The sequence below is a fragment of the Hyella patelloides LEGE 07179 genome, assembly GCF_900659865.1.
Taxonomy (GTDB): Bacteria; Cyanobacteriota; Cyanobacteriia; order Cyanobacteriales; family Xenococcaceae; genus Hyella; species Hyella patelloides.
Genome location: NZ_LR213868.1, coordinates 1 through 22,082 on the forward strand (window position 1 = coordinate 1; position 22,082 = coordinate 22,082).

Annotated in this window: 26 protein-coding genes and 2 tRNA genes; 16 read left to right on the forward strand and 12 right to left on the reverse strand. The window is 36.3% G+C overall.

Going from position 1 to position 22,082, the window contains the following annotated elements; translation table 11 throughout:
* Positions 1–483: 483 nt before the first annotated feature.
* The 11 genes from H1P_RS16495 (at position 484) to H1P_RS16545 (ending at position 7,926) form a co-directional block, all read left to right on the forward strand.
* Positions 484–1,602 (forward strand): N-acetyltransferase DgcN family protein, encoded by a 1,119-nt coding sequence (locus H1P_RS16495; RefSeq protein WP_144869286.1) that lies wholly within the window; start codon positions 484–486, stop codon positions 1,600–1,602.
* Positions 1,603–1,625: 23 nt separating this feature from the next.
* A complete protein-coding gene (locus H1P_RS16500; RefSeq protein WP_144869289.1) occupies positions 1,626–2,690 on the forward strand; it encodes an alanine/ornithine racemase family PLP-dependent enzyme in 1,065 nt (354 codons plus the stop codon).
* A 20-nt stretch (positions 2,691–2,710) separates the two neighbouring features.
* Positions 2,711–2,926: a DUF3134 family protein gene (locus tag H1P_RS16505; RefSeq protein WP_246141744.1), complete on the forward strand. Its 216-nt coding sequence runs from the start codon at positions 2,711–2,713 to the stop codon at positions 2,924–2,926.
* 46 nt (positions 2,927–2,972) lie between these two features.
* Positions 2,973–3,179, forward strand: a complete 207-nt coding sequence (locus H1P_RS16510) for a hypothetical protein (protein ID WP_144869296.1) — start codon at positions 2,973–2,975, stop codon at positions 3,177–3,179.
* 8 nt (positions 3,180–3,187) lie between these two features.
* Positions 3,188–3,619: a hypothetical protein gene (locus H1P_RS16515; RefSeq protein WP_144869299.1), complete on the forward strand. Its 432-nt coding sequence runs from the start codon at positions 3,188–3,190 to the stop codon at positions 3,617–3,619.
* Positions 3,620–3,843: 224 nt separating this feature from the next.
* Positions 3,844–4,113, forward strand: a complete 270-nt coding sequence (gene psb34, locus H1P_RS16520; protein ID WP_342799597.1) for a photosystem II assembly protein Psb34 — start codon at positions 3,844–3,846, stop codon at positions 4,111–4,113.
* 96 nt (positions 4,114–4,209) lie between these two features.
* A complete protein-coding gene (locus H1P_RS16525; protein ID WP_144869304.1) occupies positions 4,210–4,413 on the forward strand; it encodes an NblA/ycf18 family protein in 204 nt (67 codons plus the stop codon).
* Positions 4,414–4,555: 142 nt separating this feature from the next.
* A complete protein-coding gene (locus H1P_RS16530) occupies positions 4,556–4,942 on the forward strand; it encodes a rhodanese-like domain-containing protein (RefSeq protein ID WP_144869307.1) in 387 nt (128 codons plus the stop codon).
* 117 nt (positions 4,943–5,059) lie between these two features.
* On the forward strand, positions 5,060–6,031 hold the full coding sequence (locus tag H1P_RS16535) for an orange carotenoid protein N-terminal domain-containing protein (protein ID WP_144869310.1): 972 nt from the start codon (positions 5,060–5,062) through the stop codon (positions 6,029–6,031).
* Positions 6,032–6,389: 358 nt separating this feature from the next.
* A complete protein-coding gene (locus H1P_RS16540; protein ID WP_144869313.1) occupies positions 6,390–7,232 on the forward strand; it encodes a prohibitin family protein in 843 nt (280 codons plus the stop codon).
* A gap of 394 nt (positions 7,233–7,626) precedes the next feature.
* Complete coding sequence (locus tag H1P_RS16545) at positions 7,627–7,926, forward strand: P-II family nitrogen regulator (RefSeq protein ID WP_144869316.1); 300 nt, start codon at positions 7,627–7,629, stop codon at positions 7,924–7,926.
* 267 nt (positions 7,927–8,193) lie between these two features.
* On the opposite strand, the gene H1P_RS16550 is transcribed toward H1P_RS16545, so the two are convergent.
* Together H1P_RS16550 and H1P_RS16555 are read right to left on the reverse strand one after the other, a co-directional pair.
* A tRNA-Tyr gene (locus H1P_RS16550) sits at positions 8,194–8,275 on the reverse strand.
* A gap of 75 nt (positions 8,276–8,350) precedes the next feature.
* On the reverse strand, positions 8,351–8,542 hold the full coding sequence (locus tag H1P_RS16555; protein ID WP_144869319.1) for a hypothetical protein: 192 nt from the start codon (positions 8,540–8,542) through the stop codon (positions 8,351–8,353).
* Positions 8,543–8,621: 79 nt separating this feature from the next.
* On the opposite strand from H1P_RS16555, the gene H1P_RS16560 reads away from it, so the two are divergent.
* Positions 8,622–9,566: an SGNH/GDSL hydrolase family protein gene (locus H1P_RS16560; RefSeq protein ID WP_144869321.1), complete on the forward strand. Its 945-nt coding sequence runs from the start codon at positions 8,622–8,624 to the stop codon at positions 9,564–9,566.
* Positions 9,567–9,693: 127 nt separating this feature from the next.
* On the opposite strand, the gene H1P_RS16565 is transcribed toward H1P_RS16560, so the two are convergent.
* From H1P_RS16565 to H1P_RS16570, 3 genes are all read right to left on the reverse strand, one after another.
* Positions 9,694–10,704 carry a Gfo/Idh/MocA family oxidoreductase gene (locus H1P_RS16565; protein ID WP_144869354.1) on the reverse strand — a complete coding sequence of 337 codons (1,011 nt, stop codon included), beginning with the start codon at positions 10,702–10,704 and terminating at the stop codon, positions 9,694–9,696.
* 381 nt (positions 10,705–11,085) lie between these two features.
* Positions 11,086–11,229: a hypothetical protein gene (locus H1P_RS36170; RefSeq protein WP_186375998.1), complete on the reverse strand. Its 144-nt coding sequence runs from the start codon at positions 11,227–11,229 to the stop codon at positions 11,086–11,088.
* A gap of 386 nt (positions 11,230–11,615) precedes the next feature.
* Positions 11,616–12,026, reverse strand: a complete 411-nt coding sequence (locus tag H1P_RS16570) for a hypothetical protein (RefSeq protein ID WP_144869324.1) — start codon at positions 12,024–12,026, stop codon at positions 11,616–11,618.
* A gap of 112 nt (positions 12,027–12,138) precedes the next feature.
* Between H1P_RS16570 and trpS the strand changes: the two genes are divergently transcribed.
* From trpS to H1P_RS16585, 3 genes are all read left to right on the forward strand, one after another.
* Positions 12,139–13,149 carry a tryptophan--tRNA ligase gene (trpS, locus tag H1P_RS16575; protein ID WP_144869327.1) on the forward strand — a complete coding sequence of 337 codons (1,011 nt, stop codon included), beginning with the start codon at positions 12,139–12,141 and terminating at the stop codon, positions 13,147–13,149.
* Positions 13,150–13,297: 148 nt separating this feature from the next.
* On the forward strand, positions 13,298–13,747 hold the full coding sequence (locus H1P_RS16580) for a hypothetical protein (protein ID WP_246141746.1): 450 nt from the start codon (positions 13,298–13,300) through the stop codon (positions 13,745–13,747).
* 407 nt (positions 13,748–14,154) lie between these two features.
* A tRNA-Gly gene (locus H1P_RS16585) sits at positions 14,155–14,226 on the forward strand.
* A gap of 261 nt (positions 14,227–14,487) precedes the next feature.
* Here H1P_RS16585 and frr read toward each other — a convergent pair.
* The 6 genes from frr to bchM form a co-directional block, all read right to left on the reverse strand.
* Positions 14,488–15,036 (reverse strand): ribosome recycling factor, encoded by a 549-nt coding sequence (frr, locus tag H1P_RS16590; protein WP_144869333.1) that lies wholly within the window; start codon positions 15,034–15,036, stop codon positions 14,488–14,490.
* Positions 15,023–15,745 (reverse strand): UMP kinase, encoded by a 723-nt coding sequence (pyrH, locus tag H1P_RS16595; RefSeq protein WP_144869336.1) that lies wholly within the window; start codon positions 15,743–15,745, stop codon positions 15,023–15,025. Before pyrH ends, frr begins: the two co-directional genes overlap by 14 nt.
* Before the next feature lie 205 nt (positions 15,746–15,950).
* Positions 15,951–16,499: a thioredoxin family protein gene (locus H1P_RS16600; protein ID WP_144869339.1), complete on the reverse strand. Its 549-nt coding sequence runs from the start codon at positions 16,497–16,499 to the stop codon at positions 15,951–15,953.
* Between the two features lie 92 nt (positions 16,500–16,591).
* Positions 16,592–17,494: an agmatinase gene (gene speB, locus H1P_RS16605; protein ID WP_144869342.1), complete on the reverse strand. Its 903-nt coding sequence runs from the start codon at positions 17,492–17,494 to the stop codon at positions 16,592–16,594.
* A 258-nt stretch (positions 17,495–17,752) separates the two neighbouring features.
* A complete protein-coding gene (locus tag H1P_RS16610; RefSeq protein ID WP_144869345.1) occupies positions 17,753–20,188 on the reverse strand; it encodes a pentapeptide repeat-containing protein in 2,436 nt (811 codons plus the stop codon).
* A gap of 131 nt (positions 20,189–20,319) precedes the next feature.
* Positions 20,320–21,009, reverse strand: coding sequence for a magnesium protoporphyrin IX methyltransferase (gene bchM, locus H1P_RS16615; RefSeq protein ID WP_144869348.1), 690 nt, complete (start codon positions 21,007–21,009; stop codon positions 20,320–20,322).
* 195 nt (positions 21,010–21,204) lie between these two features.
* Here bchM and H1P_RS16620 point away from each other — a divergent pair, with 195 nt between their 5' ends.
* Positions 21,205–21,654 carry a YlqD family protein gene (locus H1P_RS16620; RefSeq protein ID WP_144869351.1) on the forward strand — a complete coding sequence of 150 codons (450 nt, stop codon included), beginning with the start codon at positions 21,205–21,207 and terminating at the stop codon, positions 21,652–21,654.
* Between the two features lie 205 nt (positions 21,655–21,859).
* On the opposite strand, the gene H1P_RS37500 is transcribed toward H1P_RS16620, so the two are convergent.
* A partial coding sequence (locus H1P_RS37500) for a hypothetical protein (RefSeq protein ID WP_222427087.1) occupies positions 21,860–22,082 on the reverse strand: 223 nt, incomplete at its 5' end.

Below are 22,082 nucleotides of genomic sequence, written 5' to 3' on the forward strand. Positions count from 1 at the left end.
CAAAAACTACAGAAAATTTTGGCAAGGCTGTATTGATTATCGAATATCTTTTCAGTCCTTTTAAATCATAATTTTACTGATATATAGCATAGAAAAAATAGGTAAAAAATCTCAACAACGATTTTTTTATATCAATAAGACTTGTGTCTTTATTGTGTTAATATAGATTTTCTTGTTACCATTAGATTATTGCAAAATAATTTTTGGATGCTTTAATTCAATATTATTTTTTTTCAAATCTAAATTTTTACTCTTTATCTTTAGGAGATAGTTGATGCTGTCTTCTGTCAATAATTTGCCTATTCTTTACCTAACTTTATCCATTTTATAGCTTCTAAAATTATCTTTTCAGTCCCCAAGAAAAAATGTCTTTGAATATCTCAAAGCTGTATAAGTCAACAATATTACTGACTTTATTAATAGGGGACACAAATGAACGCAGCCTATCGAGATTTCATTAATTAATTAGGAAAAATAAACTTAATGTCGATCGTAGAAAAAACAGCTTTGGTTTACTGTGAAAATCAATTTGGCTTGATGGACGGCAAAACCGCAGCAGGGTTAGTTCGACACTCGGAAACTTATAACATTGTGGGCGTAATCGATAGTTCCTTAGCTGGCAAAGATGCAGGAGAACAATTAGACAATCAAAAAAACCATATTCCCATTTTTGCTAACTTGCAGTCGGCTTTAGATAACTTACCAGACATTCCCGATTGCTATATTTATGGCAAAGCTCCCTTGGATGCCACCATATCTGTTGCTGAAAGAGCCTTAATCTTGGAAGCTATGGCTAAGGGAATGGATATCATTAATGGTCTTCATGAGTTCTTTTCTGACGATGCCGAATTTAGCCAGATGGCTCGTCGGTGGGGGGTGAAAATTCAAGACATTAGAAAACCGCCGAAATTAAAAGACCTTCATGTCTTTACAGGGCAAATTGCTAAAGTTAATGTTCCTGTAATAGCCATCTTAGGGACTGATTGCGCTTGCGGAAAAATGACTACCGCAGTGCAATTAAATAAAGCCTTAAATAATCTAGGAATCAAATCAGTGTTGGTTGCCACAGGGCAAACAGCCATTATGCAAGGAGCAGCTTATGGTGTATCCATCGACGCGCTGGTGTCCCAATTTGTAATTGGAGAAATAGAAAATGCCGTTGTTCGAGCTTTTGAACGAGAAAGTCCCGATATTATTTTAGTAGAAGGACAAAGTTCGGTTTCTCATCCTGCTTTTATGAGTTCTGTCGGTATTTTAAAAGGATGTATGCCCGATGGAATTATTCTGCAACACCCTCCTGGAAGGAAATTTCGCTGTGATTTTCCTCATCTATCAATGCCGACTATTGTCAGTGAAATTCGTCTGATTGAAGCGATTTCCCAATCTCAGGTTATAGCGATCGCTTTAAGCCATGAAAATTTGACAAAGACAGAAGTTCAGAAAACTATTAAAAGCTATGAAGACCGTCTTTTGTTACCAACTACTGATGTCTTGACCTATGGCTGTGCAAAACTGATCCGTGCTTTATACAATCTTTTCCCTACTCTCGGTGGGCAAAATAAACGGAATTCTCAAATACCTCCTCTATTAACCACAGGGTAGACGCTAAACGCTGTGATAAAACTATGAAAGCGTTTATGCCCAGGATAGAAATTACTCTATCTCAAATAGAGCATAATGCTCGAATGTTATGCGAACTTTACGGACAACAAGGTATCTCTTTAATGGGAGTTTCTAAAGCAGTATTGGGAGAGCCTCTAATTGCGGAGGCAATGCTCCAAGGAGGTGTCAAGTTTATTGCCGACTCTCGTTTGGAAAATATTCAAAGGATGATTAATGCGAGAATACCCGCTCAGTTTGTATTACTCCGCACTGCCCCAAGTCAAGCAGAATCTGTTGTTGAAAATGTAGATATTAGCCTCAATACAGAAATTGAAACCCTTGAGAAGCTCAACTATTACGCATCTTTGCAGAATAAAATTCATCAAATAATTTTAATGGTGGAAATGGGTGACTTGCGAGAGGGTATACTTCCCGATGATATTTTCCTCTTCATTAAAAAAGTTCTTGATTTACCTCATCTCAAAATTATAGGACTCGGTTGTAACCTGGCTTGTTATGGCGGCATTAAGCCTGACAATCAAAAAATGCTGCAATTGTCAGAATTAACCGACGAAATAGAAAAGAAATTTCCAATTAACTTATCCTTAATTTCTGGGGGAAATTCTGCTAACTATAAATGGTACAAGTCTACCAATAATGTGGGGCGAATTAATAATCTGCGTTTGGGAGAGTCAATTCTTTTAGGCTGTGAAACTGTCAAAGGTCAAACTATTCCAGAATTACATACCAATGCTTTTAAATTGATTGCAGAAGTTATCGAATCGAAAGTAAAGCCTTCTCTACCCTTTGGCGAAATTGGTCGGGATGCTTTCGGAAATATTCCCGTTTTTCGAGATCGCGGAAGGCACAGAAGAGCAATTATTGCTTTAGGAAAGCAGGACACTCTGATATCTGGTTTAAGTCCGAATCAAGATCTGGAAATATTAGGAGCTAGTAGCGATCATGTGGTTCTCGACTGCAAAAACTCTTATTTAAAAGTTGGAGTGGGAGTAAATTTCAACCTAGATTATGGGAGTCTGTTGACGGCAATGACTTCACCTTTTATCAAAAAGCAATTTATTAAATGAAACTTGAAGCAACAATAAAAATGACTAAAAAATCTAAAAATCCTGCACTTCAACAAGAACCGATGGGCGAACCTGCATCGATTATTGCTCTGGGAGAAAATGAATCTCTTTTTGGGTGGATTAAAAGTACTGATAGATTTATACTTAATCAATCAGATATATTTCACGATGATAAGGGAACGGATGAATTTGAAGATATTCTAGACCAAGATGAAGAATTAGATGTAGAAGAATAACTTCTGTCGCAATCTATCAGAGCGATCTCAACTCTAGGTGATATATATGAAAACTCAAGCATCAAATATTAAAAGTGGCGATCGCATTATTGCCTACTTCAAGAATAAAATGCAGGTATGCACAGTAAAACGCATTTCTACTTCGGATCGATCCAACATCAAACTATCAGTATTTCTTGGCGAACATTATCGCTATTCAAGCTCAGGTTCTATTCAGTTTAAATCAGAATCTTTAGTCGATTTGGTTAAGTAACATAGCTAATGAACGAAATAGAGATCAAAAACCACAAAATCCACGAATATAAAGGATTAAAAATCGGCATTTGGAAGACGGCAAATCAAGCATTTATTCGTCGTTCTTGGGCTGATATTTACTTTGGCGATCGCAAATATCTTAGCGATCGCGGTAAGAAAATTCAGAAAAGTTTCAAGTATTTGTATTTATGGGACTGTTCTTTACCTGATGGCAACAGTTACAATCATAAATTTGGAGAAGGTGATGGCATTTTTTACCCCACCGATTTTTTTGAAGTAACAGAATCTAAAGCGATCGCCAAAGCTCAAAACAGGATCGATCTAGAATTAGAAAAAGTAGGAATGGAATTAGTCGATCCCTGTCTGCCAACACATATTTACGATCGTGAAACGGGGCAAGTAACATTGAGATGGTGTCTTCTTGAAGATAAATTTTAAAGCTTTTATGGCATAACTTGTAGTAAAAAATGTCTTTGTTTGATAAGAATCAAATTTCTTGTCTGCGCTTCCACTCATTACTGAAGTGTTATTGTCGAAAATTTTAGGTTTCACATTATACTAAATAACATCATTATTAGCAAAATTTTTTAAAATAATGTTATACTTTTACTATGAACAAACTAAAAATTTCCAATACCATCACCCTTAAAAAAGATAAGGTAATGGGGCATCATATTAGTGATGGAAGTGAATTAATCCCCGCTGAGATACCAACAGGTAAACGAGAAGGAATTAATAAACGTCAGAATAAATCATTGGAAGTTTGTTATACCGTTGATGATGAAGGGATCATCAATAACTATGCAACTGAACCCAGTATGTTCTTGGCAAACTGTCCCTCACCAGAACAACAAAAGCGTTATGTCTTCTTGGGAGCAGGAGCTATGCTACTTGTTGTCACTACATTATTAACTGCATTTACTGTCAGCTAGACTTAAACCAGAGCTAGATATTTCGTTCCAGTCTTAAAATATCCAGCTAGCATTGATACTCTAATTTTCGCCCTAGTACTAGCACAGGAGTCAGTAATGAATCAACCTATCGAACTATCTCTAGAGCAGGAATTTCAACTTAAAAGCTTTGCTGACCAAGTGCAGCTTATGTCTCGCGAACAATCTCAAGAGTTCTTAATTAAGCTATATAAGCAAATGATGATTAGGGAAAAAATGTATCAACATTTTATAAAGCAAGAATGGAATTTAAATGAAGGAAAAGTCTTTAAACAAAAATAAAAAAAACGTTTTTGTGCTTGAAATCTATTAAAGCTAAGGCTATACACATCAATTCAAAGAGCGATCGATCAATGATTACAAACTGACTAAACCTGCTTTGCAAGTATTTAGGGTTGAGTCAGCACATCAATAAAGGAAACTCATGGCTATATTTTCCAACTTCATTCCCATTCCCGAACCGATTCAGAATCAGTCTAGTGTTGGGACTCTTAAACAACGTCTTGATTGGGGAGAACCAGCCCTAACTATCATTGATGTCAGACCCAGAGAACTCTTCAATATTACTCATATCAGAGGTTCTATTCCTATGCCGATGGAAGAGCCTGCCGATCTTACTCTTGCCAGTCTCGAATTGAACCGCGATATTTATGTTTATGCTGCGACGAATGAGCAAGCTGCTGTGGCAGCCAACAAACTGCGCCAACTTGGTTATCAAAACGTTTCTGAACTAATCGGTGGTTTAACTGCTTGGAAAAAGGCTAAATATCCAATTGTAGGCTGGTGGTCTATGCCTGTAGAAAAAGATTAAGTACCTAATTAACATAACGAGTTCTCAGTTTGATTGCAGATATCACTTCATAGTGTTTTTTCAGGATTGATGAACGATGATAATGCACTTTAAATTCACTTTTGGAGCCTCTATCTCATGTCTATGAATATCAAGTCTGCTCAGTCTATCTTTTCAGATACTGAAGTTGCCAACGTTGTTCCAACTACAATTGAGCAATTCAATCAACTTAAGGCTGAAGACCAACTGGCATTAATCTGGTTTGCCTATACCGAAATGGGCAAAACAATTACGGTTGCAGCTCCTGGCGCAACCAGTATGATCTTTGCTCAAAAACTACTTGACCAGATTAAGCAGATGTCTCCCGCCGAGCAAACACGAGTTATGTGCGATCTAGCAAATCATACCGACACTCCCATCTGCCGTTCTTATAGCTCCTTCACTACGAATCTCAAGTTGGGCTTCTGGAATCAATTGGGAGAATGGATGGAACAGGGACTTGTTGCTTCAATTCCCCAGGGTTATAAGCTTTCTTCTCGGGCTAATTCCGTGCTTCAGGAAATTGAAAATGCCGATGCAGGACAGCAAATTACCATCCTGCGAAATGCAGTAGCTAATATGGGGTTTGATTCAAATTCTTCTGGCAGTCGCCCAAAATTTCGAGAACCTATAGCTGTTCCCACTACAATAGCAGCCCGTACTAAGGCGAAGATAGATGGCATAACTAACACCGCAGTGCTAAGTTACATCAACAATATGAATGCTAACGACTTTGAAGCTGCTGTTAACTTATTCGCTCCCAATGGTGCTTTACAACCGCCCTTTCAAAAACCAATTATTGGTCGTGAAGCAATTCTCACCTATATGCGGGAAGAATGCCAAGGACTCAAATTAATGCCCAAACAAGGCACTATTGAATCAATGGAAGAGGGTTATACCTCTATTAAACTTACAGGCAAAGTCCAAACTCCTTGGTTTGGTTCTAGTGTTGGCATAAACATTGCTTGGCGGTTTTTGCTCGAGCCTCAAGACCAAATTTTCTTTGTAGCGGTTGATTTATTGGCTTCACCAAAAGAACTACTCAAGCTAGTTCGTCAAAAGGGAAGTTAGAATCTTGAGCGAACTGAAATATGAGCAAGTGCAGCAATTTTAAACTTTACAAGCTCCAATTTGGTTAAAAGCTCTAAGCAACAAACTCTCCGAAGCACTCATAGTCTTTAAGTATTAAATTTAGGAAGGGAATTATCATGGAAAAGAAAAAAGGCAATAGAGAATCTAAAAAACCTAAAAAACAACAAGATGGAACTAAGAAGCAAAAAAAAGACCCTAAGAGGTATGATGGACCACAGGCTAAGTAGTTAGTAGTTAGTCGTGTTGTCAAAACTAACAAGAAATTTGTAATCCCAATTAAAATATTAATTGCTACAAATTTTTGCTTGTCATTAATTAACATTTTGGAAAGAAAAACTTGAAAAAACAATTTTCTCTAGGCGATAAGCTTTTAGCCCCTGCCATCTTGATAGTATTGATCCTTTTTATTGGGCTTAATAGTTTCGTCATTCTTAATCCTGGTCAGGCAGGGGTACTCAGCATCTTAGGAAAAGCCAGAGATGGAGTCTTGCTGGAGGGAATTCATTTTAAACCGCCTTTGGTTTCTGCTGTAGATATCTACGATCTGACTGTACAAAAATTTGAAGTGCCAGCACAAAGTTCGACTAAAGACCTTCAGGATTTAACCGCTCGTTTTGCGATTAACTTTCGCCTCGATCCTTTGTTGGTCGTGGAGATCCGCAGGAAACAAGGAACATTAGCCAATATTGTCTCTAAAATTATTGCCCCTCAAACTCAGGAATCTTTTAAGATTGCTGCTGCGAGGAGAACAGTAGAAGAGGCGATCACTAAAAGAAATGAACTTAAGCAAGATTTTGATGATGCTTTGAGTGAAAGACTTGAAAAGTACGGAATTATTGTGCTTGATACCAGTGTAGTTGATTTAGACTTTTCTCCAGAGTTTGCCAAGGCAGTAGAAGAAAAACAAATCGCCGAACAGAGATCTAAAAGAGCTGTTTATGTGGCTCAAGAAGCAGAACAAACCGCACAAGCTGATATTAACCGTGCTAAGGGTAAAGCAGAAGCTCAAAGATTGCTAGCAGAAACCCTCAAAGCCCAGGGTGGTCAGCTAGTTTTACAAAAAGAAGCAATTCAAGCCTGGAGAGAAGGTGGGTCTCAAATGCCTAAAGTATTAGTAATGGGAGGAAAAGAGCAAGCGGGTGTTCCTTTTTTGTTTAATCTTGGCGATGTTAAGCAGTAACGGTAATAGTCAAAATCATCAACAGACAAAAAATTTCCAAAGGCGATCGCAAATATTTGCGATCGCTATAAAGTAATTCAAATTGAAGATAAATTTTCAAGCTTTTATGGGGCAACTTGTCGTGAAAACCGTCTTTGTTTGATAAGAACTTTTTTACTATTCACTAGGAAAAATCACTATGCGATCGCATAGTGATTTTTTTGATTAGACAGTCAAAGCTTTATTCAGCTAAACAATTCAGTCTAATTGCGGGGTTGGGTAGATCGGCAATTACTCACAAGTTCCTCAAATTTTTTGACTAGCTTTATAGTTAATAGGAACTTATGGGTAAACATCCTTTTTAAGATGCATATTTGGAGGAAATTGGTCAACAATATCTGTTCTAGGAGTTATTATGTCTTCTTCTTTTAACAAGGGAATTTTGGTCACGATTGTGTGCGAAGCTGTCTTACAGGAGCGACTAATCAAGCTCCTAATAAAATTGGGTGTCTCTGGCTATACAATTGTTCCAGTAAAAGGTGCAGGTAGTCATGGGAAACGTACAGGAGACATAGCTGGTTATAATACCAATATTGAAGTCAAAACTATCGTTACACCAGAAATATCTGACCAATTGCTGGAAACCCTAAAACAGTTTACCAAAACTCATGCTTTGATTGCCTTCCGACACAATGTAGAAGGGTTATTTGACTAGACCGTTAAAGCCCGATGAAACCCATTAAATTAACTTGCTTGCTTGGGTTTCTATTGATTACTGAGAGTTAGTGTCGGAATTTAAGGTATCTCATCATACTCAATAACTTCGATGAACTGAAGAGTTCAGGTATAAGTAGCTGCCTTGACACTTGATATAGGTTATTTTAAATACCTAATATCTCAGAATAATAATTTTATCCCTGTAAGTTAGTGTAAGTAGCAAGATCAGCTTACACTTAATAAGAATCAATGGATTCTTTGGTTATGGGCCGAGTTGGATTTGAACCAACGTACGCATAGCGAACGGATTTACAGTCCGTCTCCTTTAACCACTCGGACATCGACCCTTTCTTTTTCACAATTACATATATTATCTTATCCTAAATAATTTTGCAAGGGGCTGGTCATTTTTTTTCTGAGTACTAAATTGCATAGGCAGAACTTAAAGCCCAGACAATTAAGGCAATAATACTAGACAAGATTAGGACAGCAGACACAGCAACCACTACGGGCTTATCTGCGCCTTTAAATTTCATGATTCCACGATTTAAGTCAGACATCTCACACACTCCTAAATAAGCGATCGCATTATGTAACAAAAATATATTTGGCATTTTTATTATATTGCGAAGATTTGCTGTTAGGGATAAGGATTTCTTAAAATTAAAAATCGCCGATCATCCCCAATATTCCATGAAAACACTACTAATTTTGATTGCTAGCTTAGCGGGAATTACTCTTGTAATTGAAAGTGGGTTAAGACTTTTTTTAGGTTTTGGCAACCCTCCACTATACATAGCTGATGAAAAAATTGGTTATCTACTTGCTCCTAATCAAGAGACTCGTCGCAGAGGAAATCAAATAAAAATTAATCAATATTCGATGCGGAGCGCGGAAATAGCACAAAAAAAAGCAAAAAATACCACCAGAGTATTTTTACTGGGAGATTCGATTGTTAATGGCGGTTGGTGGACAAATCAAAAAAATATTTTATCGGCTTTGATTAATGCTGAATTAACAATTAGTTCGTCCAATGAGGCAATAGAAGTATTTAATGCTTCAGCAAATTCTTGGAATCCTCGCAATGAGCTTGCTTATGTAAAACGCTTTGGTTTATTTGAAGCTGACGTATTAGTTTTAGTAATCAATACCGATGATTTGTTCGGTACTGCACCTAACTCAATATCAGTAGGTAAAGATACTAAGTATCCAAATAGTAAGCCTCCGTTGGCTTTAATCGAACTGTATGAGCGATATCTAAAAAAGCCTGAGCTAATTCCTGAATTAGAACAAATCAAAAAAGAAGCAGGAGACAGAGTAGGTTTTAACTTAGAAGCTATTGCTCAAATAAAAGCGATCGCAGATAATAATAATACGCAATTTATTTTGGCTTTTACTCCCCTATTACGAGAGTTAAAAGAAGGTTCGCGAGATTATGAAGAAAGAGCCAGAAATCGCGTTCAAGAACTAGTTAACCAACAACAAATAACTTATATTGATTTCCTCCCTATATTCGCTGATTTTCCCCAGCCAGAGTTTTTATATCGAGATCATATTCACCTCAGTCCCCAAGGAGAAACCATGGTAAGCAAAAAGCTAACTAAAACAATTCAAGAGACTTTAAAAAAGAAGGAATGAGAAAGCAGGAGAAGCAGAGGGAAGATTTTAAGTAACGAGTAGCAAGTAAAAATCATTACCTATTACCCGTTACCCATTACCTACTTCATGCTTCATGCTTCATGCTTCATGCTTCATGCTTCATCGTTTAAGAGACACTCATCGTGGGAGATTCTACAGTAGGTTGAGAATCTGAATGATGCCACACTTTACCATCAAAAGCCAATTGTTCGATCAAACTAGCTAAACGGAGAGCTTGAATACCTTGTTTTCCTCCCACAGAGGGATGTTCACCACCACGAACACAGCTAACAAAGTGTTCTAACTCTGCATATAAAGGCTCGACGTTATTGGTATAGACTTTTTCTATAATGCCGTCTTGACGATAAAGTTTTTGATTTTTGTTAGAAAATATATCTGCTGTGGGATAACGATGAATAGAAATATTACTGTTGAGTAAATCAGTTTCAATGAGGGATTTCTTGCAATGGGCTGTTAAACTACGAATTTTACTATGGGTAATTTTAGAAGCAGTTAAAGTTGCAACCACTCCATTAGCCAAGCCAAGAGTAGCAGTTACATAGTCTAAATAACCAGAATCAGAAGCACTACTACCGCTAGCTGTTAGTCTCACTACAGGAGAAGAAGTAAGCTCTAGTAATAAGTCAATATCGTGAATCATCAAGTCTAAAACCACAGAGACATCGTTAGCTCTCTGAGAATAAGGACTCATTCTGCGAGATTCAACAGCTAAAATCTCTTCTGTTTGAGCAACTTTAAATAATTCGACAAATGCAGGATTAAACCTTTCTATATGACCTACTTGTAAAATACATTGTGCTTCTGCTGCTGCATTGACTAAAGATTCCGCTTCGGAAATAGATGCTGCAATAGGTTTTTCTAATAAAACGTGAACACCTGCTTGTAAACAATGTAAACCTACTTGATGATGCAATTTAGTGGGTACTGCAATACACACTGCATCTACGCGGGGAAGTAATTCTATATAGTTTTCATAAAAACGAGTACGATACCGACTAGCGATTTCTAAGCCTCGTTCGATATTGGTATCTGAGACACCTACTAACTCGATATCTTTAAATTGACTCAAGATACGAGTATGATGCCTTCCCATGTTACCCACCCCAATAACTCCCATACGAATAGGTTGAGGATGAGCGAAAGGCTGTTTGTGAGAAAAATTGGATTGCACTTAATATCAACTCCTACACACCACGAAGGATTATTTGACGTAAATCTTGTCAAGTTTCCTTGCAAATATCCAGATAGTACCATAAGTATTTAAGTTGTGAAGTTTTACTAAGTGACTCCTTTTTGAATAAACCAGGGTTCAATTATTATCTAAAAGCGATCGCTTTTTTGGTAATGTTCTTCCGTTCTAGCTATTTTATATATCAATGTTATCTATTGCCTTGTTAGATATTTAGACAAATAGTTAATTTTAAAAATTAAAGGGGTAACTATAACTATAATGAAGAAAAATTAACTTTTTCTTGTAAGAAATCAATACCGATAGAAGTCACTTTTTGTAAAAATGAAGATTATGAGATAACTGAGTACTATTATCAGGTAACATAATAATTTCTTTAGCCCACTGAATAAATTCGGGAATAACTTTTGCGTGCATTCTTTCTTGGGCTTCGCGACGAAAATAAGATTTCACCACACCAGTCCTAATGTAAAATCTTTCGTAGTGAACATTCTGATTAGCTAGCCAATAAAAGCTTTAAAAAAAAGGATGACCTAATCCAAATTTGAGATCAATATGAGTTGTAATTTCTGCCTCTTGTAAAGCCTGCACTAAAAATGATGTTTTGAGAATATAAGAAAATTCTTTTGGTATCTTATCTTTGTCTATACAAATGTTTGAGTAATTCATGATTGTTTCTTAGTTTAGATTTAAAATAGATCGACTACACCACAGTTAGGGTGGGCATTGCTCACCCTGAAATACTTTTTCTTTCTCTATATATACATTTTCTTAGTTTATTTTGATTTTAATATTCAGGTTAGTGTTGCCTGTTTTTCTGTATTACCTTATTGCTTTTTTTATTTGATACTTGGTATCTCTGTAAAATTTATATAGAATTTCGATTTTTCAATTTTATTTATTGAATATTTAACAGCATAGCTTTTAAGTTCTTTAGCTATATACTCCATTTCTACATCTGTACCTGGCACACCATTATAAGCTATTACTTTTTTTACTAAATTTAAAGCTTGAGAGGTAGATAAATTAAATAAACCATAAAAACATTGTGCTGCTTTTATTCTATTTTCCCGATTATCAGTAATAGTTAATTGATAATAGCCTGACTGTTCTAAGATAGCTTTTCTAATATCTTGAGGAATTGGCGGTGCTGAATCTAATTCAATAATATTTCCGCAATTATTACAACTATAGGCTAAATACCAGCCTAGCTTACAACTATAAAGAGATTGTCCTACACCAGCTTCCACTATTCGATAACATTGTGAACAATTCCAATTTAAGATAGCCATTTAATGCAATACTTGCTTTATTGTGGGAAATATTTTAACTTTTTTTTAAGTAAGCCAAATTGAAAGCACAATGAGTAAGCAGCGAGTATTATCTGGAGTACAGCCTACGGGAAACCTACATTTAGGTAATTATTTAGGAGCGATTCGTAATTGGATAGAAATCCAGCAAGAATACGATAGCTTTTTCTGTGTTGTAGACTTACACGCGATCACTGTACCCCAGGATACTAAAGTGTTGGCAAGTAATACCTTAACTACGGCTGCTATGTATTTAGCTTGTGGAATTGATTTAGAATACTCTACTATCTTCGTGCAATCCCATGTAGCTGCTCATAGTGAATTAACTTGGTTGTTTAATTGCATCACTCCTCTTAACTGGTTAGAAAGAATGATCCAGTTTAAGGAAAAAGCGGTTAAACAGGGAGAAAACGTCAGCGTTGGCTTGTTAGACTATCCTGTTTTAATGGCTGCGGATATCCTACTTTATGATGCGGATAAAGTACCTGTAGGGGAAGATCAAAAACAACACCTAGAATTAACTCGCGATATTGCAATTCGGATTAACGATAAGTTTGGCAATAAAAAAGAACCCGTACTTAAATTACCCGATCCTTTGATTCGCAAACAAGGTGCCAGAGTAATGAGCTTAACTGATGGTACGAGAAAAATGTCCAAATCCGATCCTTCAGAGTTAAGTCGCATTACTCTACTGGATAGTGCTGAAGAAATTAAACGAAAAATCAAAAAATGCAAAACTGACCCCGTTAAAGGATTAGAATTTGATAATCCCGAACGTCCAGAATGCCATAATTTATTATCCCTTTATCAATTATTGTCAGGAAAAACCCAAGAAGAAGTTGCTGTAGAATGTCAGGATATGGGATGGGGACAGTTTAAACCCTTGTTGACAGAAACTACTATATCTGCTTTGCAACCCATTCAAGAAAAATATCAATCTATCATGGATGACCGCACTTATTTAGATTCTGTTTTACGCGATGGCGCAGCAAAAGCTAGTGAAGTAGCTGATGCTACCCTGGCTAGGGTAAAAAGTACTCTCGGTTTTTTAACTTCTTTATGATATGGAACAAGGTAAATCTTCGTAACGTCAGGTAGGATTATGTTGGAAACTAGAGCAATCTGGTATCAATGAGTTCTCAAAATAGAAACTACCTCAAAGATTTATGAAGGCAAGAGCGATCGCAAAGAGAAGTATCGTTAAATTAAGTATGCTAGGGCTAGTTAGTGCTATCTTGAGTTGTGCATTATTAAACCCTAGTTTGGCACAGTCAGTAGGTAAAAAGATTACTTTAGGATATCGCTTTGAACCCGACCCTTTAATTTTAGAAGGAATAAGTGGTGGAAAACTTCAAGCGATAGAGGTAGTTAAAACTGAAGGTACTACGACTGGTTTTTGCAATGGTTTTGTGAGCAATAAACCAAATCATGTCTTGGTACTGAGTAATTTTTTTGAATTTTTGAAAATAGAAGTAGATAGCTCTATTGATACAACGATTATTGTAGAAGGACCTGGTGGAGTCTGGTGCAATGATGATTACAATAATGTCAATCCTGGGATAGAGGGACAATGGAAACCTGGTAGATATAGAATTTGGATTGGTTCTTATCAAGAAAATATCAATAATAGTTATCAGATTCAAATTACAGATAGAAATTAATATGAGGTAAATTTTCCCTTTAAAATTTACTATTTCCTGTTTAATTAAGTGAAGAAACTAACTATCAGGTTTTAAATTTTTGATCGAATAATTTCTTGTTTAAAATCAATAATTAATTGCATACTTTATAATATTAAATATTGCAAATCTTTCGATAAAGGAACTACGCATTGAAGACTAAGTCAGTGATTAAATAGAGTTACTGATTCTGGTTTTTCTGCTAAGAAACTTTGTATAAAACAAACTAAAGCATAGTTAACACTATTAAGAAAACGGTATTAATTAAAGATTCTTAACAATCGCGATCGCTCTAACTTTGAAAAGGAGACTTTCTGCAATTGTTCAGAAAAAAGCTTGACAAGCCCAAATTATTGGGTAATACTTATAAAAGTGAACAAAAATAGTTTGCGGGTGTAGCTCAGTGGTAGAGCGTCACCTTGCCAAGGTGAATGTCGCGCGTTCGAATCGCGTCACCCGCTTAAAAGGGGTAAAAAAGTAGTTTAAAACTGATTAACTGCCCATTCGGGTATGTTTGTGCGTAGGTGACTACTATTGTAGGAGCGTAGCAGACTTAATTTTAGGCATTGTAGATTGTGTTTGAAATAGCAAATAGTCGCTCCGAAAGACAAGGATTTGGTAAATTAAGACCAAACCCCAACAATTCAACTATTTAACTAAATCAAGCTAATTTAACTTGTGCTGTTGCCTTTTGTTTTCTCCCTATTTTTCTCTAAATTGATTTAGACAGTAGTAATCTCTTTTTCTTTAACCGCTAAGAGCTCCTCAATTTTTTTTGTATAGTCATCAGTAACTTTTTGAACTTCATCTTGTAAATCTCGCGATTCATCTTCGGAAATGTCGCTACTTTTTTCTTGTCTCCGAATACTATCAATAGCGTCACGACGAATATTACGCAGGGCGACTTTACCTTCTTCAGCTAGCTTTCCTGTCATTTTTACTAACTCTTTACGACGCTCTTTAGTCAGAGGAGGAATATTTAAACGAATATTTGTACCATCGTTATTGGGAGTTAAACCAATATCTGACATGGAAATTGCCTTTTCTATCTGCGCCATACTACCCTTATCGTAGGGCTGAATCATAATTGTAGTCGAATCAGGGGTTGAAATATTAGCAAGAGTATTTAATGGAGTTTCTGTGCCGTAATACTCTACCGTTACTCTATCTAGCAGAGAAGTACTAGCACGACCAGTACGAATGGTGTTAAAAGACCGTTGAGTTGCTTCAATCGTCTTTTGCATATTTTCTTTGATATCAGTTAACTTCATAATGACCTCCTACAACAGTACCGACAGGTTCCCCTTTAAGAGCGCGGGTAATATTTCCGTTTTCTAAAAGATTAAAAACCACAATGGGAATCTCATTTTCTTTACATAAAGCGATCGCTGTACTATCCATTACTTTTAATTCGTTCGCTAAAACATGATTATAAGTCAGACTTTGATAGCGATGAGCATTAGGGTTTTCTTTGGGATCGGAATCATATACGCCATCTACTTTAGTCGCCTTAAAAATAGCTTCCGCATCAATTTCGGCTGCTCTTAAGGCTGCGGTGGTATCGGTAGTAAAAAAGGGATTACCCGAACCAGCACCAAAGATGACAACTCGACCTTTTTCGAGGTGACGAATTGCTCGACGACGGATATAAGGTTCTGCCACTTCCTGCATAGCGATTGCTGTTTGGACTCTGGTAGGGATTTCAATCCTTTCTAGAGCATCTTGCAAAGTCATCGCATTCATGACAGTAGCAATCATACCAATGTAATCAGCAGTAGCTCGATCCATGCCAGCAGCAGAGGCTTTCATTCCACGAAAAATGTTGCCACCACCGACAACAATTGCAGTTTGCACACCACTGTTCACTACTTGTGCTATTTCCTGAGCAATATCGGCGACTATTTTGGGATCGATGCCGTAACCTAAATCTCCCATTAAAGCTTCGCCACTCAGTTTTAGTAAAACCCTCTGGTAACTCATCCTTTGGAACAATAACCTCGATCTTTATTTGTTTTTTCCTCCCCATAAGATACCAGTTTTACTTGACATATTGTAAGGAAGTCAGTGAGCTAAGAATCACCGAGTCAGAGAAATGATTAATTATCAAAGAGAAATAGTAACGAGTAACCAACAATAAAGCTACTAACCGCCAATCACTAACTATTAACTTGATATCTTATATATCTTATTTTTTGCGCCACTTGATAGGAGTACCCACGGGTTTGGTACCAGTTGTAGTGATTTTTTTCTCTGAGAGTAAGTTAGAGATACTATCTTTGAGATATTGATTTTGAACTGCTTCAGAAGAGTCTGCATTATCATCAATTTGCCCTACATAGCGAATTACAGCGTTATTATCAAGTAGAAAAACTTCAGGACTTACTTGCGCCCCAAAAGACTTTGCCACATCCTGATTAGGATCGCATAAATAGGGAAAATTAAGCTCGTTATCTGCTGCAAAAGCTTTCATATCGGCAAAGCTTTCTTTTAAATTATTGGCAGAGTCATTAGAATTAATTGCTACAATAGTAAATTTTTTTGAAGCAAATTGAGCTTGAATTTCTTTGAGTCGGTCTAAATATTTAATAGTCTGAGGGCATTGATTACCGATCATAATGACGGCTATAGCTTGAAAGTTTTCCCGATAACGACCTAAATGGTATACTTCGCCATCGATTCCTGGTAATTCAAAGTCTGGAGCATGATTCCCCACAAGTTCTCTATTTAATTTCATAAAATAGTAAGTCCCTAAAAATACCAGTTCATATTACTACTAATAATTTACGAGTGATTTCTCAAAGCTGCAAATAGCTAATTATAATGCTGTTAGGCTAAGCTGTGGTAGCCAATTAATTTATATACCAGTTTGGCTGCTGTAAATTGGGATACTACAGAATCTTGTAAAGGAGCAAGTTCGGTTACATCACAACCAATAACTTCTTTCTGCAAAAATATTTGTTTGAGAAATTGAGTTAATTCATACCAATTTAAGCCTCCTGGTTCTGGTGTGCCGACTCCAGGTAGTAAACTAGGATCTAGCCCATCAAGGTCGATGGTGATAAAAACTCGTTTTGTTGTCATATTTGCGATCGCTTTTGCCATCCAATTACGATCGTAATAAATCTCTCTGGCATAAATCACAGGAATTTTTCTCGCTGCAATTAATTCTGCCTCTTCTTTACAGATACTACGAATACCAACAGGAAGGGTGGGCAAGCCCATGTCTAAAATACGGCGCATCACGCAAGCATGGTTATATATAGAGCCTTGGTAGCTAAAACGCAGATCTCCATGAGCATCAATTTGCACTACGGTAAATGAGTCACTGAGAGCTTTCTGATAGGCTTTAACTACTCCTTCTGTAATGGCGTGTTCTCCCCCAAGAGCAATCATAAATTTACCATCATGAATCAATTGGGAAACTGCTTCGGTGGTTGCAGCTAGCATTTCTTCTGGGGTAATGGTAGGATTGACACGGGTATCCGCGATCGCTTTTTGAGTGTAAATTCCTGTTTCGATGCAAGTTTCTTTGCCTAACTCGTCATCATAGGCTTCTAATTGATCGGAGGCTTCAATAATAGCTAATGCGCCATTTTCGCAACCTTTACGGTAGGTGGTAGTTTTTTCGTAAGGAATGGGAAGAATTACCGTCTTTGCCTCTGAATAGGTGGTAATGGCTTCGGAACCAAGAAATTGTCTATGTTTAGGTGTTACTGATAATTTTTTCATAGTTTGTGGCTCATTGAAGTTGGGCTTTAATTGATACTAAATCCGATTGATAGAGTGTACTTTTTTTCTTGGCTTGGGGACTTAGGGGATTAGGGACTTGGGGAGATTTTTGAGAATTCTCATACATAACCTTGAGGAATAGGATTTAGTATGAGTGGAACTTTTTAGATAGGGTTTCTCGAATAGCGATAGTAAATGATTGTCAAAAGAAGTGTCAGGTATTTAAGATAAAAATGCTTTTCAAAAGAATTTTAATAATCAAAAAATAATATTGGTTAAATCAGCTTGATGAATATTAGTACCTGAAAGAATGGCGTTCTTTAAATTGGCACCCATTAATTTGGCGTGGCTCAAGTTAGCATTAGTTAAATTAGTATTTGTTAAATTAGCTTCGATTAATTTTGCACCAGATAAGTTAGTATTAGTGAGGTTTGCACCTGATAAATCTGCTGCAATGAGATTGATATTGGCTAAGTTTTTATGAGATAAATCTGCTTGTTGTAAATTGGCATAGCGAAAGTTCATTCTACCCATAGCATAACCTTTTAAGATGCTAGTGCGATCGCCAATTCCAATTTCTCTTTTAAAATCTTCTTGATAGATAAATTTCAAAGTATCTTTGCTATTGATTACTGCTGTGAGTTCTGAATAAAATTCATAGTCGCTAATACCACTAAGATAAGCCCAGCCCCTTGTACGAGTTAGGGCGATAAATAATTGATTACGAAGATATATATTACTTTCATTTTTAGCTATATTGTCCAAGCCAATAAGATAAAGCAAGTCAGCTTCTTGTCCTTTTGTGCGGTGAATTGTGGAAATAGTAACTGCGCCTGGATGCCAAAATAAATTAGGGTTATTGTCTTTGTTATTATCTGGTATAAAGTTATAAGTATTACTGCCAGGAATATAGACATTAATGCCTTGGCGCATTAAAAATTTTGCTGCTAATTGTTGTAGTTCAATAGCTTCTTGATAACTGCCTAAAACAATTACTAATAACTCTTGAGAAGGTTGCAGTTGTTCTCGATTGAGGTTGTAATTTAGATTATTTGCTAAAACTGTCAATTCTTGTTGTCTGGAACTATATTTTTCAAAATCGATTATATTCTGTTGCCACAGTTCGGCTATCGGGTTTGGTGCATAGATAGAATTATACTTAACTGTAATTTCTTGTCCTAGTTTGAATTCTCCTATAATTTCATAGCCAATAGTTAGCCATTCTGCACTATCTCTTAACTTAATTAACAGTCCTTTCTTTCTCAATAATCCTATAGCGATCGCATTTGCTGTTAGAATAATTTGTTGTGGTGTACGATAGCAACGGGTTAATATTTCTGTTTTATGTATTTCATCACTATATTTTCCTGTTACTAAATGTCCTAAGCTTTCTCCAAATAGCTCTACAGCATCAGGTATTTTTAAACTATCTAAACTTTGGATTTCATCATAAGCCCAAATTAATCTTTTTTGTGAGGGATTAATGGGACTTACAGGGCGTAAAGCTTGGTAAGCTAACCAATAAAAAGGTTGTTTATCTTGATATCGCCAATTATCTACTATAAGGTCTTGTGCTTCATCGATTAAAATAGCATCAAAGGATTGAGTAATCGCCGTAGTTTCTAGTAGTTGAGTACAAACTTCTGCAAGAGCTTCATTGGGTTTTTTGCTGATAGTATTATTAACACTGAGAGGATATTTATGAGCCAACTTACAAATTGTACTATAAAATCCTGGTTGGGTTTTACTTCCCCAAGCGTGCATAATTTTTAAATTACTCTTCTCTAAATTATATTGTTGTCGATCTTGGCTATAATAACGAATCCACTTATCAACTTGTTTCGTAATCGTATCGTAAAGACTACGGGAGAAAAATACTAAAGCAATTTTCCAATTGGGATACTTAAGAGACATCAAGGCAGCCTTTTGACATAATAAAACCGTTTTTCCCGAACCAGCTACCCCTCTAATTCTTTGCATACCTGGAGGAATTTGTTTGGCAATTTTCTCTTGTAATAAATCTAATTCAGATAAGCGAGATCGCGCTTGTTGTAAAATAATACTACGATTAGCTTTTCTCGTCTTATCTCTGGGTTTGTCTTCTAAATATACAGGTGTACCTGCTAAAATTGCCTGTAGTAATTCCCATTGCGTTACTGTTAAACTATTACCTTGTCTGATATAAGGTGCTTGATTAATTATCTGATAACTTTTTGCGCTATTAGCTAAACTATCTTTAAATAAAATAGGCGGATTAGACAGCAAGAGATGAAACCCTTTATCTTGCCATTGCTGCTCCGTAATATCAGGTAATGCGATTAAAACCCTTGCTGTAACTTGCTGTGTTAAAATAGGTTCGCGATCGCATTTTTTCAATAAACTAAATAATTGATTGGTTGCTTGCTGATAAGGATTACCATATTCTGTATAAAAATTTTTATATTGCCAACGATATCCTTGAATATTTTCTATCTGATTAATCTTAATTGTTTTAACTTCAATAACTATCAAACCTAAATCATAATCGGCAATTAAAATATCAGGCTCTTTACGAGTTTGACTATCAAAAATTGGATAACGCCAATATGCTAAACAATCCCTTTCAGCAAAAACACTTTTAATGCTATTCCAAACTATTTGCTCTCCTTTTTCACCAGTAACTCCTAAAGGTTCTGTAGCGATAAAATTAGACATATCAAAAATCAGGAGTCGAAAGCAAGAACAATAAAATGTTAGAAAATAAATTCAATTAAGGAAAACAGGTAAAGGTAGAAACAATAAATAATAAATAAATTACCCATTACCCATTACCCATTACCTATTACTTAATCTCTTACTGCTTCTAAAATTCGAGAATAATAAAAACTGGTGCTAGTCATACCCTTACGTTCGATATGAAAGCCATTATCTAGCAAGATACGAATAATCTCATCTTCCCGATGTTGGTAAGCACGGGTAGTCTTAGAAGGACCAGGAAAAAACTCACCAATTTTCTTTAAAATAGTTAAACCCAAAGTTTTAGGTGCAAAACTCAGAATCAATCTATTTTCTGATAAAGAAGCCAAGTGAGCAATCATTTTTGTCGCATCTTCTGTGGGATAGTGAATCAAAACATCCAGACAAATTACGGAATGATAATTACCACTCAAAGATTCTAGATCTTTCACCTCAAAATTGACATTGCTACTATCTTGTAACAATGCTTGAGCTTTTTCTCTCGCTTCCCCTACCATCTTTTCCGAAATATCACTAGCAGAAACTAACGCACCAGCTTCCGCTAGAGGAATACTCAAACTACCAACGCCACAACCAGCATCACAGACAGAGATACCTGCTAAATTACTATCTGTATTTAACCAATCAATCACCGTATCAATAGTTTGTTGATGTCCGATGCGGATATCCTTTTGTACCTTATTAAGATCTTCCGTTTCACCGTAAATTCTGCGCCAGCGATCAAACCCCGTGGCATTAAAATACTCTTTAACAATCGCCTTATCGTTAGTTGCAGTCATGAATTTATCTATATTTTTATGAATCCTGACAAAGTATTGTATCTTGCTCTATCTTCACTGTGAACGATTTGGCAAAGATTAACAAATATAGAAGAAGCGATCATTAGAAAGTTTTACCACTTACAGTTACAAATATAAACTGTTAATCTTGAGTTTGTGATCGATCAAGATATCGGAATTGTAAGGAGTTCATATATGGAAGTAGTCACTTCTAGCTTAATGCTCAAGCGTCCCATTACCGTGAAAGCGATTGTAACCGATCGCTGGAAAAAAGAAGTGCAACAACAGCTACAAAATCAAGTTAACCAACTGGATAAACAAATTCAACAGTTAGAAGCACAAGGAAAAAATGCTATTGGGGACATTCAAAAACAAAGCAAAAACCCTAGCAGTCCCCAGGTAATTAAACAAATGGAAAATATCCAAGGTCAAGTTAACCAAAAAAAAGGAGAATTGCTCAATAAAAAGAATCAACTATTGCAACAGCTACAACAAGTACAAACTTTAGAATTGAATCAAGAAGTAGTACAAGCTCAAATGGAAAGTTTCTTCCGTGTGGAAAAGGGAGATAACTTAGTACAGAAACTCAATGTAGAAGTAGTTATCCGAGATGGGATTGTCGAAGATATTCGCGGTGAGCTTTAAGTGAGCAAAGAGGACTAAGGAATAAGGAATGAGGAGATTCATTTTTTCCTTTTTCCTCATCTTAGTCTGTATTTTCGGCAATTTTTCATTTCATTAAAATCTCAAAAACCAACTTGATAAAATTTGGGCGTTGCTGAATGTGTAATGCTGAAAAGATATTTTGTTGAGTTGTTAAGCAGTAAAAATTTGCTTTTAAGCTTAGAGCTTAGAGCTTAGAAGCTCCGAACCGCAACATCCAGGTGTCAACACCGCGATTCTTCAAGGCGAGGAAACCTCGCCGAATCTCACGGTCATTACTGTCTTGAACGAGTTGCTCATTGAGGGAAACCCAAGGGGCTGATTCTGTCGTTTCACGGCAGAACTTGTAAGCCCCGCCCAAGACCCCTAAAGGACTCGGCTTCGCCGTCGCGCACTCGTTCGCTAAATCA

Excerpts from the sequence above, each read along its gene's own strand:
- H1P_RS16610 (WP_144869345.1), bottom strand. The coding sequence starts at position 20,188 with ATGTCTAATTTTATCGCTACAGAACCTTTAGGAGTTACTGGTGAAAAA.
- H1P_RS16495 (WP_144869286.1), top strand. The coding sequence starts at position 484 with ATGTCGATCGTAGAAAAAACAGCTTTGGTTTACTGTGAAAATCAATTT.
- H1P_RS16545 (WP_144869316.1), top strand. The coding sequence starts at position 7,627 with ATGTCTTCTTCTTTTAACAAGGGAATTTTGGTCACGATTGTGTGCGAA.
- trpS (WP_144869327.1), top strand. The coding sequence starts at position 12,139 with ATGAGTAAGCAGCGAGTATTATCTGGAGTACAGCCTACGGGAAACCTA.
- psb34 (WP_342799597.1), top strand. The coding sequence starts at position 3,844 with ATGGGGCATCATATTAGTGATGGAAGTGAATTAATCCCCGCTGAGATA.
- H1P_RS16530 (WP_144869307.1), top strand. The coding sequence starts at position 4,556 with ATGGCTATATTTTCCAACTTCATTCCCATTCCCGAACCGATTCAGAAT.
- H1P_RS16505 (WP_246141744.1), top strand. The coding sequence starts at position 2,711 with ATGACTAAAAAATCTAAAAATCCTGCACTTCAACAAGAACCGATGGGC.
- H1P_RS16510 (WP_144869296.1), top strand. The coding sequence starts at position 2,973 with ATGAAAACTCAAGCATCAAATATTAAAAGTGGCGATCGCATTATTGCC.
- frr (WP_144869333.1), bottom strand. The coding sequence starts at position 15,036 with ATGAAGTTAACTGATATCAAAGAAAATATGCAAAAGACGATTGAAGCA.
- H1P_RS16580 (WP_246141746.1), top strand. The coding sequence starts at position 13,298 with ATGCTAGGGCTAGTTAGTGCTATCTTGAGTTGTGCATTATTAAACCCT.
- pyrH (WP_144869336.1), bottom strand. The coding sequence starts at position 15,745 with ATGAGTTACCAGAGGGTTTTACTAAAACTGAGTGGCGAAGCTTTAATG.
- H1P_RS16555 (WP_144869319.1), bottom strand. The coding sequence starts at position 8,542 with ATGCCAAATATATTTTTGTTACATAATGCGATCGCTTATTTAGGAGTG.
- H1P_RS16565 (WP_144869354.1), bottom strand. The coding sequence starts at position 10,704 with ATGGGAGTTATTGGGGTGGGTAACATGGGAAGGCATCATACTCGTATC.
- bchM (WP_144869348.1), bottom strand. The coding sequence starts at position 21,009 with ATGACTGCAACTAACGATAAGGCGATTGTTAAAGAGTATTTTAATGCC.
- H1P_RS16600 (WP_144869339.1), bottom strand. The coding sequence starts at position 16,499 with ATGAAATTAAATAGAGAACTTGTGGGGAATCATGCTCCAGACTTTGAA.
- H1P_RS16515 (WP_144869299.1), top strand. The coding sequence starts at position 3,188 with ATGAACGAAATAGAGATCAAAAACCACAAAATCCACGAATATAAAGGA.
- H1P_RS16560 (WP_144869321.1), top strand. The coding sequence starts at position 8,622 with ATGAAAACACTACTAATTTTGATTGCTAGCTTAGCGGGAATTACTCTT.
- H1P_RS16620 (WP_144869351.1), top strand. The coding sequence starts at position 21,205 with ATGGAAGTAGTCACTTCTAGCTTAATGCTCAAGCGTCCCATTACCGTG.
- speB (WP_144869342.1), bottom strand. The coding sequence starts at position 17,494 with ATGAAAAAATTATCAGTAACACCTAAACATAGACAATTTCTTGGTTCC.
- H1P_RS16500 (WP_144869289.1), top strand. The coding sequence starts at position 1,626 with ATGAAAGCGTTTATGCCCAGGATAGAAATTACTCTATCTCAAATAGAG.
- H1P_RS16525 (WP_144869304.1), top strand. The coding sequence starts at position 4,210 with ATGAATCAACCTATCGAACTATCTCTAGAGCAGGAATTTCAACTTAAA.
- H1P_RS16535 (WP_144869310.1), top strand. The coding sequence starts at position 5,060 with ATGTCTATGAATATCAAGTCTGCTCAGTCTATCTTTTCAGATACTGAA.